General features: G+C 72.7%; 16 protein-coding genes and 5 tRNA genes. 9 read left to right on the top strand and 12 right to left on the bottom strand.

All coding sequences use genetic code 11. The annotated features are described in order from the left end of the window. Positions 1-78 precede the first annotated feature (78 nt). A complete protein-coding gene (locus AB0I66_RS29490; RefSeq protein WP_003959770.1) occupies positions 79-492 on the top strand; it encodes an SsgA family sporulation/cell division regulator in 414 nt (137 codons plus the stop codon). 225 nt (positions 493-717) lie between these two features. After that, entirely contained in the window at positions 718-1,290 is a 573-nt protein-coding gene (locus tag AB0I66_RS29485; protein ID WP_363210972.1) for a CGNR zinc finger domain-containing protein, read from the top strand. A gap of 14 nt (positions 1,291-1,304) precedes the next feature. Here AB0I66_RS29485 and AB0I66_RS29480 read toward each other — a convergent pair whose 3' ends face one another. Continuing rightward, positions 1,305-1,475, bottom strand: coding sequence for a hypothetical protein (locus AB0I66_RS29480; protein ID WP_363210971.1), 171 nt, complete (start codon positions 1,473-1,475; stop codon positions 1,305-1,307). 261 nt (positions 1,476-1,736) lie between these two features. Further along, a complete protein-coding gene (locus tag AB0I66_RS29475) occupies positions 1,737-2,180 on the bottom strand; it encodes a hypothetical protein (protein ID WP_363210970.1) in 444 nt (147 codons plus the stop codon). Positions 2,181-2,379: 199 nt separating this feature from the next. Here AB0I66_RS29475 and AB0I66_RS29470 point away from each other — a divergent pair, with 199 nt between their 5' ends. Continuing rightward, positions 2,380-2,898 carry a DsbA family protein gene (locus AB0I66_RS29470; RefSeq protein WP_363210969.1) on the top strand — a complete coding sequence of 173 codons (519 nt, stop codon included), beginning with the start codon at positions 2,380-2,382 and terminating at the stop codon, positions 2,896-2,898. A gap of 29 nt (positions 2,899-2,927) precedes the next feature. Here AB0I66_RS29470 and AB0I66_RS29465 read toward each other — a convergent pair whose 3' ends face one another. From AB0I66_RS29465 to AB0I66_RS29455, 3 genes are all read right to left on the bottom strand, one after another. Then, positions 2,928-3,752, bottom strand: coding sequence for a GNAT family N-acetyltransferase (locus AB0I66_RS29465; protein ID WP_363210968.1), 825 nt, complete (start codon positions 3,750-3,752; stop codon positions 2,928-2,930). 73 nt (positions 3,753-3,825) lie between these two features. Beyond that, entirely contained in the window at positions 3,826-4,647 is an 822-nt protein-coding gene (locus AB0I66_RS29460) for an aminodeoxychorismate lyase (RefSeq protein ID WP_363211153.1), read from the bottom strand. Beyond that, the gene (locus AB0I66_RS29455) at positions 4,644-5,714 is read right to left on the bottom strand and encodes a chorismate-binding protein (protein ID WP_363211152.1); all 1,071 of its coding nucleotides are present in this window, start codon (positions 5,712-5,714) and stop codon (positions 4,644-4,646) included. The genes AB0I66_RS29460 and AB0I66_RS29455 overlap by 4 nt, the downstream gene beginning before the upstream one ends. A 163-nt stretch (positions 5,715-5,877) precedes the next feature. Between AB0I66_RS29455 and AB0I66_RS29450 the strand changes: the two genes are divergently transcribed. The 5 genes from AB0I66_RS29450 (at position 5,878) to AB0I66_RS29430 (ending at position 6,365) form a co-directional block, all read left to right on the top strand. Continuing rightward, a tRNA-Gly gene (locus AB0I66_RS29450) sits at positions 5,878-5,950 on the top strand. A 39-nt stretch (positions 5,951-5,989) separates the two neighbouring features. Continuing rightward, positions 5,990-6,063, top strand: a tRNA-Cys gene (locus AB0I66_RS29445). A 1-nt stretch (position 6,064) separates the two neighbouring features. Further along, a tRNA-Val gene (locus tag AB0I66_RS29440) sits at positions 6,065-6,136 on the top strand. A 37-nt stretch (positions 6,137-6,173) separates the two neighbouring features. Next, positions 6,174-6,245 (top strand) — tRNA-Val (locus AB0I66_RS29435). 45 nt (positions 6,246-6,290) lie between these two features. Next, positions 6,291-6,365, top strand: a tRNA-Val gene (locus AB0I66_RS29430). Between the two features lie 55 nt (positions 6,366-6,420). On the opposite strand, the gene AB0I66_RS29425 is transcribed toward AB0I66_RS29430, so the two are convergent. The 4 genes from AB0I66_RS29425 to AB0I66_RS29410 all read right to left on the bottom strand — a co-directional run bounded on the left by AB0I66_RS29425 (position 6,421) and on the right by AB0I66_RS29410 (position 8,664). Next, a complete protein-coding gene (locus tag AB0I66_RS29425) occupies positions 6,421-6,726 on the bottom strand; it encodes a zf-TFIIB domain-containing protein (RefSeq protein ID WP_363210967.1) in 306 nt (101 codons plus the stop codon). Positions 6,727-6,795: 69 nt separating this feature from the next. Next, positions 6,796-7,746 carry an aminoglycoside phosphotransferase family protein gene (locus tag AB0I66_RS29420; protein ID WP_363210966.1) on the bottom strand — a complete coding sequence of 317 codons (951 nt, stop codon included), beginning with the start codon at positions 7,744-7,746 and terminating at the stop codon, positions 6,796-6,798. Between the two features lie 246 nt (positions 7,747-7,992). Beyond that, positions 7,993-8,199, bottom strand: coding sequence for a hypothetical protein (locus tag AB0I66_RS29415; protein ID WP_160503827.1), 207 nt, complete (start codon positions 8,197-8,199; stop codon positions 7,993-7,995). A gap of 198 nt (positions 8,200-8,397) precedes the next feature. After that, positions 8,398-8,664: a hypothetical protein gene (locus AB0I66_RS29410; protein WP_363210965.1), complete on the bottom strand. Its 267-nt coding sequence runs from the start codon at positions 8,662-8,664 to the stop codon at positions 8,398-8,400. Positions 8,665-8,859: 195 nt separating this feature from the next. Here AB0I66_RS29410 and AB0I66_RS29405 point away from each other — a divergent pair, with 195 nt between their 5' ends. Further along, on the top strand, positions 8,860-10,173 hold the full coding sequence (locus tag AB0I66_RS29405) for a serine/threonine-protein kinase (RefSeq protein WP_363210964.1): 1,314 nt from the start codon (positions 8,860-8,862) through the stop codon (positions 10,171-10,173). On the opposite strand, the gene AB0I66_RS29400 is transcribed toward AB0I66_RS29405, so the two are convergent. The 3 genes from AB0I66_RS29400 to cobT all read right to left on the bottom strand — a co-directional run bounded on the left by AB0I66_RS29400 (position 10,164) and on the right by cobT (position 16,287). Next, the gene (locus AB0I66_RS29400; RefSeq protein ID WP_363210963.1) at positions 10,164-10,982 is read right to left on the bottom strand and encodes an RNA methyltransferase; all 819 of its coding nucleotides are present in this window, start codon (positions 10,980-10,982) and stop codon (positions 10,164-10,166) included. The genes AB0I66_RS29405 and AB0I66_RS29400 overlap by 10 nt on opposite strands. A gap of 86 nt (positions 10,983-11,068) precedes the next feature. Then, positions 11,069-12,301 (bottom strand): uroporphyrinogen-III C-methyltransferase, encoded by a 1,233-nt coding sequence (gene cobA, locus AB0I66_RS29395; protein WP_363210962.1) that lies wholly within the window; start codon positions 12,299-12,301, stop codon positions 11,069-11,071. A 182-nt stretch (positions 12,302-12,483) separates the two neighbouring features. Beyond that, on the bottom strand, positions 12,484-16,287 hold the full coding sequence (gene cobT / locus AB0I66_RS29390; RefSeq protein ID WP_363210961.1) for a nicotinate-nucleotide--dimethylbenzimidazole phosphoribosyltransferase: 3,804 nt from the start codon (positions 16,285-16,287) through the stop codon (positions 12,484-12,486). Positions 16,288-16,406 lie beyond the last annotated feature (119 nt).

The following is a 16,406-nucleotide window of genomic DNA, read 5'->3' as shown; positions in this document are numbered from 1 at the left end:
ACGGCACCGTAGGTGGCATGTCGATTTCGCCGACGTGCGAATCCCCGAGCGCACACTGAGCGAAAGGCCCTGGCGCTTATGAACACCACGGTCAGCTGCGAGCTGCACCTGCGCCTCGTTGTGTCGAGCGAGTCCTCACTGCCTGTACCCGCAGGACTGCGGTATGACACGGCCGATCCCTATGCCGTGCACGCCACCTTCCACACCGGAGCCGAGGAAACCGTCGAGTGGGTGTTCGCCCGCGACCTCCTCGCCGAGGGCCTGCACCGGCCCACCGGTACCGGCGACGTCCGAGTCTGGCCGTCCCGGAGCCACGGTCAGGGCGTCGTCTGCATCGCCCTGAGTTCCCCCGAGGGTGAGGCTCTGCTCGAGGCCCCGGCGCGGGCCCTGGAATCGTTCCTGAAGCGAACCGACGCGGCCGTGCCGCCCGGAACGGAACACCGCCACTTCGATCTGGATACGGAGCTCTCGCACATCCTGGCCGAAAGTTAGTTCCAGGCCGCGCGAGAGCGCCTGGCGCCGTCCGACTCGGGGCGACGGCTCGGGCACGACAACCGCACAAGCAGACACACCGGCGCCGTCGCCGCGGACACCCGCGGGGACGGCGCCGGTGTGTCCTGTCGTGAAGCCGCTAGCATCGGCCAGCATCGGCGGGCACCCTTCCCGGCTCTCAACGAGCGGGGCAGGCCCCACTACCCCCAGGCCAGGGAGCAAATCGTGCTGATCACCCACGACACCCGGTGCGCACTCGACGCCGTGGTCGATCTGGTGAACACCGCGCCGGACACCGAGGACGCGACGAGCACCGACACGGAGGGGCTCCCTGACCTGGCAGCCCTGGGAGAGTTCGTACGAAGCCATGACATAAGTGACGTCGGTGTACTCACAGAGCGTGACCTGGCCGGCGTCCGGCACATCCGCGGCCGCTTCCAGGAGGTCTTCGCGGCCCCCGAGCCGCAGGCCGCCGCTGCGGTGATCAACGAACTGATCGCGGCGGCGGGCACCACGCCCCGGCTCACCGATCACGACGGCTACGACTGGCACGTGCACTACTTCGCGCCCGGCGCCTCCATCGCCGACCACCTCGCGGCGGACTGCGGGATGGCCCTGGCGTTCTTCGTCGTCGCCGGCGAGCAGGAGCGGCTGCGGCGCTGCGAGGCCCCGGACTGCCGGCACGCCTTCGTCGACCTCTCGCGTAACCGCTCGCGCCGCTACTGCGACAGCCGCACCTGCGGCAACCGGCTGCACGTCGCCGCCTACCGGGCCCGGCGCAAGGAAGCGGCGGGCTGAGCCCCTGCCGCCCGCTACAGGCCCAGCAGATCGTGCAGGGAACCCATCAGGAGCAGGACACCGATCACCGCCAGGAAGATCATCAGGGGTGGCTGGGAGAGCGCGAACAGACAGCCCTTGGGCTCTTCCGTCGCGGCTCGCTCATCGGTCGGCGGGGCGGCATCGCCCGGTGCGGTGTCCAGCATCTCGCGGCGATGATGACCTAGTCCCAGGGGTGCGGATGACCAATACCCCCGGCAGGCCCAGGAGTTCGCGGCATCCCTGACCTGTAGAAGCCCGCCGTCCCGGGTGTTCGGCCGGTGGCCGACCAGCGGCGGATCTCATCAGACCCGGCGGTACTGCCGTCCACTCGAACGAGGTAGCCCTACGGTCGTCGAACGCGGACGGATGTTGACGACCTCCGACCTCCGACCTCCGACCGCCTGCGCCTGCGTCTACGTCTGCTCTCAGATGCCGTGCTTCTTCAGGATGGCCTCGATGTCGCTGAAGTCCTCCTTGGGCGCGGCCGCCTTCGGCCGCTCCGCGGGCTGGGCAGCAGGCCGGGCCCCCTGTCCCAGCGAGGGTGCGGACGCCGCGGGGGCCACCGCCTCGCGCTGGGCCGCCTTCGCGGCCTTGCGCTCCTTGCGGGTGCCGCCGGAGCGGCGCTCCACCGCGCGCGTGATCATGAAGAGCAGCCAGGCGGCGCCGAGGACCCCGAAGCCCGCCCACGCCTTCATGCTGAAGGCGGTGTCGGCCAGCCACCCGACGACACCGGTCATCACCAGGCCGACCGGGACCAGCGCATACGCGGCAAGGCGCGTCGCCGCGAGGAATCGCTTGCGATAGGCCGTGATCGCGGCAATGCCGAGGCCGGCCGCGGACACGGCGGAACAGACGGTCTCGGCAATCATCCGGTCCTCCAGGCGTACGGGCGTGGACGGTGGCCCTGTCTGGCACTGTCCTCCCCTCCATCCTGCACCGGGTGGACCCCCACAAGCCACGCCCCGAGCGGACTTCAGGGACATATCAGGGTCGCGGCTCCTCCGCAGGTTCCGGTCGCCGTCCCCGGCCCCGGTTGGGAGGCGGACGCGGGGCTGGAAGACTGGGCCCATGAGCGACTCTGCCCCCGCGAACCCCGCCGGCCCCCTCGTCATCGACGTCTGGTGCGAGCTGCAGTGCCCGGACTGCCGGACCGCCCTCGACGACGTCCGCGCGCTCCGCGCCCGCTACGGCGACCGCGTGGACCTGCGGCTGCGCCACTTCCCCCTCGAGAAGCACAAGCACGCCTTCGCCGCCGCCCAGGCCGCCGAGGAGGCCTTCGAGCAGGGGCAGGGCTGGCCGTACGTCGAGGCCGTGCTCGCCGGAGTCGAGGACCTGGACCGCAAGGGCGAGCCTTTCCTGATCGAGACCGCGCGTGAACTGGGCCTGGACGCGGAAGAGTTCGACACCGCGCTGGTCGACGGCCGGCACATCCTGATCGTCGACGCCGACCAGGCCGAGGGCAAGGCGATCGGCGTCACCGGGACCCCGACGTACGTCATCGACGGCGAGCGTCTCGACGGCGGCAAGAGCCAGGAGGGCCTGCGCGAGCGCGTCGAGAAGATCGCGGACAGCCTGCTCGCTCCCTGACCGACGCCTTTCGCCCTCCGGACGGACGCCTAGAGCAGCTGCTTGTAGACGTAGTACATGACCGGTTCGTAGCCCAGCGACTCGTACAGACGCAGGGCCGGGGTGTTGCCCGCGAAGACGTTGAGGCCGAGGCGGCCGAGTCCCGCCTCACGGGCCTGGGTCTCCGCGAGGAGCATCAGGGACCGGCCGTGCCCGCGTCCGCGGTACTCCTCGTCGACCTCGACGTCGAAGACGAACGCGTCGGCGCCGCGCCGCGCCAGCCACAGGGTGCCGACCGCCGTGCCCTCGTGGGTGAGCACGCTGAGGCGGGTGCCGGGGGTGGCGATGCCCTGCGGCAGGTGGTCCGCGTGGTCGGCGTCGGACTTGGCACGCGCCTCCGCCTCGGGGACACCGCGCTCGATCCAGGTCTGGGCGTAGTCCTCCTTCTCGCGGGCCAGCCAGACCTCGTACTCACCCTCCGTCATCGGCCGCCCCTCGACGCCCGCGGGCAGCGCGGGCGACTCCTCAGCCAGGGGCTTGACCATGTGGCGGTTGCGCTCCACGTAGCCGAGGGACACGGCCAGGCGGTGGGCCGCTGCGGCCACGGCGGGCACCGCCACCTCGATCCGCTCGCAGCCCCAGCCGCGCGCCACCTCCTCGGCGGCGAGCACCGCGACGGTGGCACGGCCGCGCCTGCGGTCGGGCTTCTTGATGCTCAGATCCCGCATCTCGGCGACAGCGGGCCCGAAGACGGGATGCGTGGCGAGTTCTATCCCGCCCACAGGACGGCTGTTCACGCGCACTTCGTACGTACGTGACTTCGCGCCGTCAGCGCTCTGCTGAAGCGGCCCGGTCGGCCGCAGGGTCGTGGTCATCAGTGGAGTTCTACCCACCCTGCGGCTCGCGGGTCATCAGGATTACAGGCACTTGCGGCTGTCGTCCGGCCGGTCACGGGTCGAGGTCGTCCGCCGCGCGCTCGGCGAAGATCCGCATCGCCTTGGCGGTCACCGGTCCCGGCGCGCCGGGCAGTTCGCGCCCGTCGACCCGGTGGACGGCCTGGACGTCACGGAGCGTCGAGGTCAGGAACACCTCGTCGGCGCGGTCCAGTACGTCGAACGGCAGGTCGGTCTCCCGCGCGCCCGTCCAGTCGACGGCCAACGCGCGCGTGATGCCCGCCAGGCACCCGGAGGCGACCGGCGGCGTGTGGATCTCGCCGTCGATCACGACGAAGACGTTCGACCCCGTGCCTTCGCACAGCTGCCCCACGGTGTTGGCGAACAGCGCCTCCGAAGCGCCCTGTTCGTGGGCGCGCGCGAGGGCGACGACGTTCTCGGCGTACGAGGTGGTCTTCAGGCCGGTCAGGGCGCCGCGTTCGTTGCGGGTCCACGGCACCGTGATCACGGCGGTCGTGTCGGGGCGCCTGGGCGCCTCCCCGAGGGCGACGACGAGCGTCTGCCCCTGGTCACCACGGTCCGAGCCGAGCGGCGAGAGACCTCCGGTGTACGTGATGCGCAGCCGCCCCAGCGGCATCGGGTTGGCGTCGAGAACGGCGGCACAGGCCGCGCGCACCTCGTCCAGGTCCGGCTCCGGCAGGCCGAGACCGCGCGCCGAACGGGCGAGCCGGTCCAGGTGCCGGGTCAGCGCGAAGAGCCGCCCCTCGACCGCCTTCACCGTCTCGAAGATGCCGTCGCCGACGGTCAGCCCGTGATCGAGCACGGAGACACGGGCCGACTCGAGGTCCTGCAGTCCGCCATTGAGCCAGATCTTCACCAAGGGGTCCCTCCACTCACTTCGTACGCTCCCGACGCTACCGCCAGGAGCCGTTCCGCCTTCAGCTCGGTCTCCCGCCACTCCCCCTCGGGATCCGAGCCCCAGGTGATTCCGGCACCGGTGCCGAACCGCAGCACGCCCTCCGCGCGGTCGATCCAGAAGGTACGGATGCCGACGGCCAGTTCGCCGGTGCCCCGGTCGGCGTCGACCCAGCCGATGCCGCCGCAGTACGGGCCGCGGGGCGCGGTCTCCAGGGCGTCGATGATGCGCAGCGCGCTGGACTTGGGGGCGCCGGTGACCGAACCGGGCGGGAAGGCGGCGGCGAAGAGCTCGGGCCAGCCGGCGTCGGGGCGCAGCTCGCCCCGGACGGTGGAGACGAGGTGGACGAGCCCCGGGTGCTTCTCGACCACGCACAGGTCGGGCACGGTCACCGAGCCGGTCACGCAGATCCGCCCGAGGTCGTTGCGGACGAGGTCCACGATCATGACGTTCTCGGCGTAGTCCTTCTCCAGGAGATCGGCCTCGGTCCGGCCCGTCCCCTTGATCGGCCCCGACTCCACGACGCGTCCCGCGCGGCGCAGGAACAGCTCGGGCGAGGCCGTGGCTATCTCGACGCCGTGCTCCGGCAGGCGGATCGTTCCGGCGTAGGGAGCGGGGTTCCCGCGCGCGAGCAGCGCGGTCAGCGCGTCGACGTCGGCACCGTCCCCGCCGTCCGCGAGCGGCGCGGACAGCACACGGCAGAGATTCGCCTGATAGACGTCCCCGGCCGCGATGTGTTCCCGCACGCGCCGCACGCCGTCCACATACGCGGTGCGGTCGAGCGACGACGTCCAGTCACCGGCGGCGGGCCCCCGCCACGCGCCGGGCACCGGCGCGGGCACCGGCTCCGCCCGTACGTCGTCGAAGCGGGCACACACCAGTCCGCCCTCGAAGTCGGCGGCGACGGCCCAGAAGCCGTGGGACTCCAGCGCCGAGGGATCGCTGGTCACGTCCCTGAGGCCGGTGGCGAGCAGGCCGCCGAAGCGCGCCATGGGCAGGGACGCCCCGGAGGGCGGCCGGGAGGACATCTGAGGGGCGCTGTGCACGCCTGTGAGTCTATGACCGGCGTCCTGGTCGCGCCCCGGGCCGGTGACAGCGCAGCACGCTGCGCAAACGCGTTTTTGTACTGGCCCAGGAATCCGCTAGAGTTCAACACGTCGCCGGGACGCGCAAGCGGGCCGGGAAAGACAAGCGGACGTAGCTCAGTTGGTAGAGCGCAACCTTGCCAAGGTTGAGGTCGCCAGTTCGAACCTGGTCGTCCGCTCGCAGGAAGAGGGGGATCTTCCCGAACCCCCGCACTCCTGGTGGAGTGGCCGAGAGGCGAGGCAACGGCCTGCAAAGCCGTCTACACGGGTTCAAATCCCGTCTCCACCTCCAAGCGCGATTAGCTCAGCGGGAGAGCGCTTCCCTGACACGGAAGAGGTCACTGGTTCAATCCCAGTATCGCGCACGCAGAACAACCGAAGATCTGGTCCGCAAGGATCCCCGCGCGATTAGCTCAGCGGGAGAGCGCTTCCCTGACACGGAAGAGGTCACTGGTTCAATCCCAGTATCGCGCACGCAGCACACATCAAACGCAGCACCCAGCACACGCAGGTTGACCCGCGCGATTAGCTCAGCGGGAGAGCGCTTCCCTGACACGGAAGAGGTCACTGGTTCAATCCCAGTATCGCGCACCATCCACACGAAGCCCCCGGCCGTTCCCACGGCCGGGGGCTTCGTCGTTCCCTCCGGTCAGGAGGAGAAGAGCATGTGGCCGAAGCTCTTGTGGCGCTTGTTGTGGCCGTAGTGCCCGCCGTGGCCGCCGTGGTGGCCGCCGTGCTGCGGAGCACCCCACGCCGGGGCGGGAGCGGCCGGGTAGCCCTGCGGGGCGGGCGGCGGTGGCGGGGCCTGCTGGCCGCCCCACTGGGACTCGACGCGGCTCAGGGCCTCCAGCTCGCCGTAGTCGAGGAATATCCCGCGGCAACCGCTGCACTGCTCGATCTGGACGCCATTGCGGTTGTACGTGTGCATCGGTGCGTGGCACTTGGGACACTGCATGGTCGGCTCAACTCCTCGCCGGTCGTGACTGCTTCGCCGGAACTCTGCCCGGCTTCGGTGCGTTGCACCCTACTTCGTGGTGGTGGGGGCCAACTCCGGCGGGACGGCGGCCATTCGATCACACGCGTCGACCACCGCCTGCTCGATCTCGTCCAGGGACCTGTTCTCCTTGACCGACTTCGCGACGGCCAGGGCGGCGGTCTGCGCGGTGAGGGCGCGGGCCGGTACGTCGAGGGCGGGCCAGGGGTCCGTGCCGTCGGCCGGGACCGCCGGGCCGCGTGCCGCGCGGTAGGCGGTGAGGAAGCGGGTCCACTCCTCCGGGGCGAGGAGGCCGCAGGCGTACCAGGCCGCGGGGCGGGCCAGGTCCCAGGCCGGGTCACCGAGGCCGAGGTCGTCGACGTCGATGAGCAGCCAGCGCCCCTCTGCCGTGCGGACCAGCTGACCCAGGTGCAGGTCGCCGTGGCACAGGAGCTTGGGGAGCGGTGCGGGGGCCTCGGCGCGGGCCCAGGCGGGGAGCGAGGCCCAGGCGCGTTCGACGGGGGCGGCCGCGGGGTGCGGTCCAGCGGCCCGCATCCGCGTCATCGCCCGGGCGGCCTTCGCCGGGCCGCGCATGTCCGGGAGCGGGTGCGGGAGTTGCGCGGGGGGTGTGGCGTGCAGGCGGGCGAGGAGGGTGGCCGTGGCTTCCCAGGGGGCGGCGTCGGGGTCGTCGCGGTCCACCGGGGTGCCGGCCTCCCAGAGGGTGACGAGGCGTCCATGGAGCGGGATCGGCGTCTCGCCGAGCGGAGGGAGGAGGGTGCCGCTCAGGGCTGCGGCGACCTTCAGGCGGGCCGCGAGATCGGTGGGGTCCGTGTGGGGGGCGTGCGCCTTGGCGACCGTATCGCCGTGCCGGACGACGGTGGCGTCGTCCCGGTCCGCCAGGACGGCTTCGGGGGCGCAGGCACAGGTGTGCGCGGTGCGGTGGGCCGTGGTGCGGACCTGGGCGGTCAGCGCCGGCAGCAAGGCGGTGGCTGTGGCGGTCACGGGTCCCCCGGGGTGCGTCGATCGGTGCTTCCGTGAGCGTACGCATCGTGGGCCACGGCCCGGTGAGGGGTTCTCCTCCCCCACCCCGCCCCTTCCCGAAACCATGGACCCCCGAAACAAAGAAAGGCCCGCGCAGCTCCCCAGCTGCGCGGGCATTTCTCGTGCCGTCCGCCGCACCCCCGTCCCCACGGGGTTTCCTGGCCGGATGTCCCCGCCCGGACCGCTCATCCGGGCCTGGGGCGCCGCTCAGCGCCCCAGCATCACGCCCACGGACGACGCCTGTGTGACCACTGCTTCCCAGCCGCCGAAGACGACCACCAGCAGGGCCGCCAGAGGAAGAACCATGGCCGTGGCCACCAAGGGGTGGCGCGTGCCGGACGGGCGGACGCCGAACGTGGCGAAGGCCTTACGTCCTTGCGTGCGGATCATTGCCCGCGGTGCCGTGTCCGCCATGGTTCCTCTCCTGACCGAGTCTGTATGGATCTGGCAGCGGCGGGTGCTTGACCTCGGGGGACGAGTGCTGCACCCGCCGCTTGACCTCAAATCTAGGTGCGCCGAGGGCTTGGGTCGTCATGCCCTCGTACCGATTGCCGGGCCTCCCGGAGGATGACCGATCGTCCGTCATGTACTCCCATGGGTGGAGACGGGGTCCTAGGTCTCAGGGTCTTCCCGGAGGGGCCGGGCGGCCTGCTCGGATGTGTCCTCCCTGGGGATGGGCTGCTCGACCAGGGCCAGGACGCGCGTCGCCATGAACCGCGCGGTCCGCACGACCGAGCCGCTACGGGTGACTTCGCTCACTTCGACCACCCCTCTGCGCACCGCCGTCTCCACGCGGCGGCCCGCCCGGCTCGCCACCACCTCGTACGTCCGTGTCGTGTCCCCGGCGTCCACGACTATCTCCACGCGATCACCTTTCACGGGATCAATCCCCCTTCAGCGATAGATGGTTGGGGTGGACGACCCTGACAACAGCCGCTCTCCCCCGGCGCCCTGACCACTCTTCAAGTTTCCCACCCGGCACTGACAATCGGTCGGGCCGCGAGGGCGCGGCCTCTGCACCTGCCCGGCCACGGAAACGTAAGCTGTGGCACGACAACGGACCGGGCAGCGGGGATGGACATGGCGATGATGCGGCTCCGGCGCGAGGACCCGCGTGTCGTCGGCTCGTTCAGACTGCACAGGCGGCTGGGCGCCGGCGGCATGGGGGTCGTCTACCTGGGGTCGGACCGGCGGGGGCAGCGCGTCGCCCTCAAGGTGATCCGGCCCGATCTGGCGGAGGACGAGGAGTTCCGGTCGCGCTTCGCGCGCGAGGTCTCCGCGGCCCGGCGCATCCGCGGCGGCTGTACCGCGCGGCTCGTCGCCGCCGATCTCGACGCCGACCGGCCGTGGTTCGCCACGCAGTACGTGCCCGGGCCCTCCCTGCACGACAAGGTCGCCGCCGAGGGGCCGCTCTCCGCGGCCGACGTGGCGGTCGTCGGTTCGGCGCTCGCCGAAGGCCTCGTAGCCGTACATGAGGCCGGTGTCGTGCACCGCGACCTGAAGCCTTCGAACATTCTGCTGTCCCCGAAGGGGCCGCGGATCATCGACTTCGGCATCGCCTGGGCCACCGGCGCCTCGACGCTGACCCATGTGGGCACCGCCGTCGGGTCGCCCGGTTTCCTCGCGCCCGAGCAGGTGCGCGGCGCCGCCGTCACCCCCGCGACGGACGTGTTCGCCCTCGGCGCCACCCTCGCGTACGCGGGCATGGCGGACTCACCCTTCGGGCACGGCAGTTCAGAGGTCATGCTCTATCGCGTCGTCCATGAGGAGGCGCAGCTCGGCGGGGTCCCGGACGCGCTCGCGCCGCTGATCAGGGCCTGTCTCGCCAAGGACCCCGAGGAGCGTCCCAGCACGCTTCAACTGTCGCTCAGGCTCAAGGAGATCGCGGCCCGCGAGGCGCAGGGTCTGACGGACCCGCGGCCGCCCGCGCCCCGGCAGGACCAGGACCGGCCGACGGGACGGATGGCCGAGGAGTACGCGGACCAGCGCACCCAGCGGCGTCACCCGCAGGGCACTCCCCCGCCGCGCCCCAGCTCGTCACGGCCGAGTTCCTCGCGGACCGGTTCCTCCCGGACCGGATCCTCGCGCACGGGTTCCTCGCGGCCGCACCCCTCGCGGGGCGGCTCCAGCTCCTCGCGGTCCGGCTCGCGTCCCGGGCAGCCCCGGAACACGACGCGCTCCGGTGGTGCGCGTCGGCCCGCCAACCCGCGGCTGCTGCGCCAGCGGCTCTTCGTCTTCGTCGTCGTGACGCTGCTCGTGGCCCTGGGGATTGCGGCGGCCCAGGGATGCCAGGGCCCCGCGCGCGGGCTCGGCGGCAGCGGCGCGCACGATGTGCGCGACGTACAGCAGAGTCAGCGGCAGGACCCGGGGCCGGGCTCTCAGAGCTGAGGGCGGCCCGTCGCCACGGCGTAGAACGCGACCGCGGCCGCCGCTCCCACGTTCAGCGAGTCGACGCCGTGGGCCATCGGGATACGGACCCATTCGTCGGCCGCCATCAGGGCCTTCGTGGTGAGACCCTCGCCCTCCGCGCCGAGCATCAGTGCGACCCGGTCCATGCGGTGGGGCGCCGCCTCGTCCAGGGTCTTGGCCTTCTCGTCCGGGGTGAGCGCGAGGAGGTTGAAGCCCGCCTCGCGTACGCCGTCCAGACCCTTGGGCCAGGTTTCGAGGCGGGCGTAGGGGACGGAGAACACCGCGCCCATGGAGACCTTCACCGAGCGACGGTAGAGCGGGTCCGCGCAGTCCGGCGAGAGCAGCACGGCGTCCATGCCGAGGGCTGCGGCGCTGCGGAAGATCGCCCCGATGTTGGTGTGGTCGTTGACCGACTCCATGACGACGACCCGGCGCGCCGTGGTGAGGAGTTCGTCCGAGGTCGGCAGCGGCTTGCGCTGCATCGAGGCGAGGGCGCCGCGGTGCACGTGATAGCCGGTGACCTGCTCGGCCAGGTCGGGGTTGACCGCGTACACCGGGGCGGGGACCTCGTCGATGACGTCGCGCATGACGTCGACCCACTTGGCGGAGAGCAGCATCGAGCGCATCTCGTAGCCCGCCTGCTTGGCGCGTCTGATCACCTTCTCGCCCTCGGCGATGAAGAGGCCCTCGGCGGGCTCGCGCCTGCGGCGCAGTTCGACGTCGGTCAGGCCCGTGTAGTCGCGCAGGCGCGGGTCGGCGGGGTCGTCAACGGTGATGAGATCGGCCACAGGGTGATACTGCCTTGTCCTGGGTGTGGTGCCAACGCCTTGGCGCGGGTCGGGTTACCGGTGGTTACGCGGGATTGCGGGGGCGGTCAGGCGGCGCTGCCCGGCCCCACGTTCACCACGTCGCCGATGACGATGACGGCCGGGGGCTTCACCTCGTGGGCGGTGACCTCGGCGGCGACGGTCGCGAGCGTGGCGTCCACGCGGCGCTGGGCCGCGGTGGTGCCCTCCTGGATCAGGGCGACGGGGGTCTCGGGCGACCGGCCGTGCGCGGTCAGCGTCGCCGCGATCTTGCCGATCTTGTCCACGCCCATCAGGATCACGAGGGTGCCGCGCAGCTTGGCGAGGGCCGGCCAGTCGACCAGGGAGCGCTCGTCGTCCGGGGCCACATGGCCGCTGACCACCGTGAACTCGTGGGCGACCCCGCGGTGTGTGACGGGGATGCCCGCGGCGCCGGGCACCGAGATCGAGCTGGAGATGCCGGGCACCACGGTGCACGGAATGCCCGCTTCCGCCAGCGCCTGCGCCTCTTCCATGCCGCGCCCGAAGACGAAGGGGTCGCCGCCCTTGAGCCGGACGACCGACTTGCCCTGCTTCGCGTGCTCGATGAGGGCGTTGTTGATGGCCTCCTGGGCCATGTAGCGGCCGTACGGGATCTTCGCGGCGTCGATCACCTCGACGTGCGGCGGCAGTTCGTCGAGCAGGTCGCGGGGGCCGAGCCGGTCGGCGATGACCACGTCCGCCTCGGCGAGGAGGCGCCGGCCGCGGACCGTGATGAGGTCCGGGTCGCCGGGGCCACCGCCGACGAGGGACACGCCGGGGGTACGGGTGCGGTGGTGGGGCGCCACGAGGGTGCCGTCGCGCAGGCCCTCGACGACCGCGTCACGGATCGCCGCGGTGCGGCGGGGGTCGCGGCCGTGGATGTCCGTGGTGAGGACGGCGACCGTGACGCCCTCGGAGCGGCCGGTCGCCGGGGTGAGGGCGGTGGCGGCGTCGGCGTCGTCCGAGCGGACGCACCAGACACGCTGGGCCTCGGCCTCCGCGGAGGCGGCGGTGTTGGCCTCGGTGTCGCTGGTGGCGATGAGGGCGTACCAGGCGTCCTTGAGGTCACCGGCCTCGTACCGCCGACGCTCCCAGGTGATCTCCCCCGCGTCCGCCATCGCCTCCACGGAGGGGGTCGCCGTCGGCGACACGAGGAGGATGTCGGCGCCCGCCGCGATCAGGGCGGGCAGACGGCGCTGGGCCACCTGGCCGCCGCCGAGCACGACCGTGCGGCGGGCGGTGAGGCGGAGGCCTACGGGGTAGGCGGGGTTTTCGGCCATGGCGGGAGGCTCCTCGTGCGGGGCGCGGGGCTTTGCGGGTGCCGCTACGACGGTGGGGCGGCTGCGTTGGTGCTGTGACGTGCGCGTTCAGTATGGCTGGGGCGGGGCGGGGTCTCTCCCCCAGCCCCGCCCCTTCCCGAATGGTGGGCTTCGCCCGAGCCTCCTGCGTGCGGCGCCTTCGGCTACTTCTCGGTCACGCCCGCCGAGTCGAAGGTGGCCACCTCGTGCATCGCGCGCGCCGCGCTCTGCACCACCGGGAGGGCCAGGAGGGCGCCGGTGCCCTCGCCCAGGCGGAGGTCGAGGTCGACCAGGGGGCGCAGGCCCAGCTTGTTCAGGGCCGCCACGTGGCCCGGTTCCGCGCTCCGGTGGCCCGCGATGCAGGCGGCGAGGACCTCGGGGGCGATGGCACGGGCGACCAGGGCCGCCGCGCCGGCGCTCACGCCGTCCAGGATCACCGGCGTACGCAGGGAGGCGCCGCCGAGCAGCAGGCCCACCATCGCTGCGTGCTCCAGGCCGCCGATCGCCGCGAGGACGCCGATCGGGTCGGCCGGGTCGGGCTGGTGCAGTTCCAGGGCGCGGCGCACGACGTCGACCTTGCGGCTGTGCATCTCGTCGTTGATGCCGGTGCCGCGGCCGGTCACCTCGCCCGGGTCGGTGTCGGTGTAGACGGAGATGAGGGCCGCGGACGCCGTGGTGTTCGCGATGCCCATCTCGCCGGTGAGCAGGGCCTTGTTGCCCGCCGCCACCAGGTCGCGGGCGGTCTCGATGCCCACCTCGACGGCGGCCTTGACCTCCTCGCGGCTCAGCGCGGGGCCGGTCGTCATGTCGGCCGTGCCCGCCCGGATCTTGCGGGGCAACAGGCCGGGGGTGGCCGGGAGTTCACTGGCCACGCCCACGTCGATGACGCACACCTCGGCGCCCACCTGGTTGGCGAAGGCGTTGCAGACCGCGCCGCCGCCGAGGAAGTTGGCGACCATCTGCGCGGTCACCTCCTGGGGCCAGGCGGTGACGCCCTGGGCGTGCACGCCGTGGTCGCCCGCGAAGATCGCGACGGCCGCAGGCTCCGGGATCGGCGGCGGGCACTGCCGGGAGAGGCCGGAGAGCTGCGCGGAGATGATCTCCAGCATGCCGAGCGCGCCCGGCGGCTTCGTCATCCGCTTCTGCCGCTCCCACGCCTCGCCGAGCGCCTTCGCGTCCAGCGGACGGATGTTGGAGACGGTCTCCGCAAGGAGGTCGCTCGGGTCCTCGCCGGGCAGGGCGCGGCGGCCGTACGTCTCCTCGTGGACCACCCAGGAGAGCGGGCGGCGCTTGGACCAGCCTGCCTGCATCAGCTCGGGCTCCTCGGGGAACTCGTCGACGTATCCGACACAGAGGTAGGCCACCACTTCGAGGTGCTCGGGCAGGCCGAGGGTCCTGACCATCTCTCGCTCGTCGAAGAAGCTGACCCAGCCGACGCCGAGGCCCTCGGCGCGCGCCGCGAGCCAGAGGTTCTCGACGGCGAGGGCCGAGGAGTACGGGGCCATCTGCGGCTGGGTGTGCCGGCCGAGGGTGTGGCGGCCGCCCCGGGTCGGGTCCGCGGTGACGACGATGTTCACCGGGGTGTCGAGGATCGCCTCGATCTTCAGTTCCTTGAACTGCTTGGCGCGGCCCTTGGGGAGCGACTTCGCGTACGCGTCCTTCTGGCGCATGGCCAGCTCGTGCATCGTGCGGCGGGTGTCCGCCGAGCGGATGACGACGAAGTCCCAGGGCTGGGAGTGGCCCACGGAGGGTGCCGTGTGGGCCGCCTCCAGGACGCGCAGCAGCACCTCGTGCGGGATGGCGTCGCTGCGGAAGCCGTTGCGGATGTCGCGGCGTTCGCGCATCACGCGCAGGACGGCCTCGCGCTCGGCGTCGTCGTAGCCGGGGGCGGCGGGCGTCTGCGGCTGCTGAACCGGCTCCGGCTCCTTGACGGGCTCGGCGGGGGCGTCCGCGTCCTCGGCTGCCACCGGGCCGGGGGCCTCGGTCACCTCGGTGGGCTCGGCCTCGACGATGAGCAGGGGCTCGGGAGCCTCTGCCTCGGCCGCGGCCACGACCTCCGCTTCGACGGGTGCTTCGGCAGGTACCTCGACCACTGCCGGAGGTACGGCCTCGGCTGCCACCTCCGCGGGTTCGGGCGCCACGGCCAGGGGCTCCTCCACCGCCTCCGGGGCCGCCGCGGACTCTCCTCCGTCACGCGGGGCGGGCACGGTGGCCGCGGGCTGCGGGGCCACGGGCTCGGGGGCCTCTACGGTCTCGGGAGTACCGGCGGGCTCGACGGCTTCGGCGGCGGGCTCCACGGCTTCGGCTTCGACGGCGGCCGACGGCTCCTGGACCTCGGGGACCTCGGGGGTTTCCACCATGGCCGGCGGCTCCGGGGCGTCGGCTGCCGGCGGGGCAGCCGCTGCCTCGGCGGGCTCCGCCTGCGCCTCGGGGGCCACGGGCTGCGGCTGCGGGGCCTCGAAGTGCTCGGGCGGTACGGACAGGGCATGGGGAGGCGTCGGCGCCAGGTGAGGCGTGGTCGGCACCGAGCCCTCGACCGGCACGAACTGGCCGAGGGGCGCGGGCGCCTGCGGGTCCGCGAAGTGCTGGTTCGGGCCCGCCGGGAACTCATCGGCCTGCGGCGCCTGCGCCGCGGGCACATCGGCGTACTGCTGAGGCTGCTGGACCTGCTGGGGCTGCTGGGGCTGCTGGGGCTGGTGGACGTGCGGGCCATGGGCCACGGGTCCCGCACCGGCGAGCGGCGCGTCCGACCAGGGCTGCGCGCCCGCCATGGCGAACTGCGGCTGACCGGAGCCCTGCGCGAGGGCGGGCTCCTGGCTCGCTTCCGGGGCGGAGGCGGCCGGGTCCCCGGCGAACGGCTGCGCGGCAGACGGCTGCTCGGCCGACGGCTGCCCGGCGTCCATGGCGAACGCGGGCTGCCCTGCTTCGGCGGTGGCGTGCGCGAAGTGGGCGTCGGCCTCGGTGCCTTGCGCGACGGCGGGGTCGGCGGCCTCCGCGGCCTGCGGGAAGGCGGCCGGGGCCGCGGGGTCGGTCACCACGGGCTGCGGGGCCTCGGGCGCGGGCACGGCTGCGTCCACCGATCCCTGTGCGTCAGCGTCAGCCGTGTTCTGTATGCCCTGCGTGTCCTGCGGGTCCTGCGTGTCCTGTGCGCCGTGTGTTTCCCCTGTGACGGGAGTGACGTCCGGGACGACCGTTTCTGCTGGTGCGACGGGCTGCGAGTGCTGCGGCTGAGGCTGCGGCTGAGGCGTCCACGGCGTCGCGCCCTGCGGCACGTTCTCGCCGAGCCGCGTCCCTCTGGGCATGCCGTCGTCATCACGCGGGATGTCGAGGTACTCGGGGCCCACGGTGGGCGGCCCCGCGTGCCGTACGGGCGCGGCGTGCTGCGGCGCACCGGCCGGACCCCGGTCGGCCAGGGAACGTACGGGGCTGCCCGAGGCGTCGGGCACGGCGGGACCAGAGGGCCCCCGGTGGAGCGGGCGGCGGGAGGGGCCGGGGTGCGACGCGGGCGCGGGGGTGGGAGCGCCGGGCAACTGGACGCCGTTCAGGTCGACCGAGCCGCTGTCGCGCCCTGCCGTCTCGTGCGGGCCCGGCTGGTGCGCGGCGTGCGGCTGCCCGGCGGACTGCTGGGCGAACGCGTGCGGAGCCGCCGCGTGCTGGCCGCCGGCGGACTGATCGGCCATGGCCTGGCCCGCCGAGGGGTCGGCCACAGGGGCGTACTGGTTCGCCTGCGGGTCTCCCGCGGGCTGACCCATGCCCTGCTGCCCGACTGCCGACTGCGGCTCGCTCCAGGCGCCCTGGGCACCCGGCATCAGGAGCAGGTCGTCCTCGTCTGCGGGGGCGACGCTCTCGGCGGGACTCTCGGAGGGGTCGAGGTAGGTGTACGCGTCCGGGGCGGGGACGCCCGGCTGCTCCACCATGCCTGCGTTCTCCGGCAGTCCCTCGCCCGGGACCTGGCCGGTGTCGGTCATGCGTAACCCCTCGCCCATCGGTTAGTGCTTCTTCGACCGCCCCTCAGCCGTCGGCCGGGGAAGCCCCATTGCCCGGAGCGGCGCACCAACCGCCCGTCATTCTCAACGAGCGTGCGCGC

The sequence above is a fragment of the Streptomyces sp. NPDC050439 genome (genome assembly GCF_040655335.1).
In the GTDB taxonomy this organism is placed as follows: Bacteria; Actinomycetota; Actinomycetes; order Streptomycetales; family Streptomycetaceae; genus Streptomyces.
Note: the sequence above shows the minus strand (reverse complement) of the source record. Positions and strands in the feature narration are given on the sequence as shown.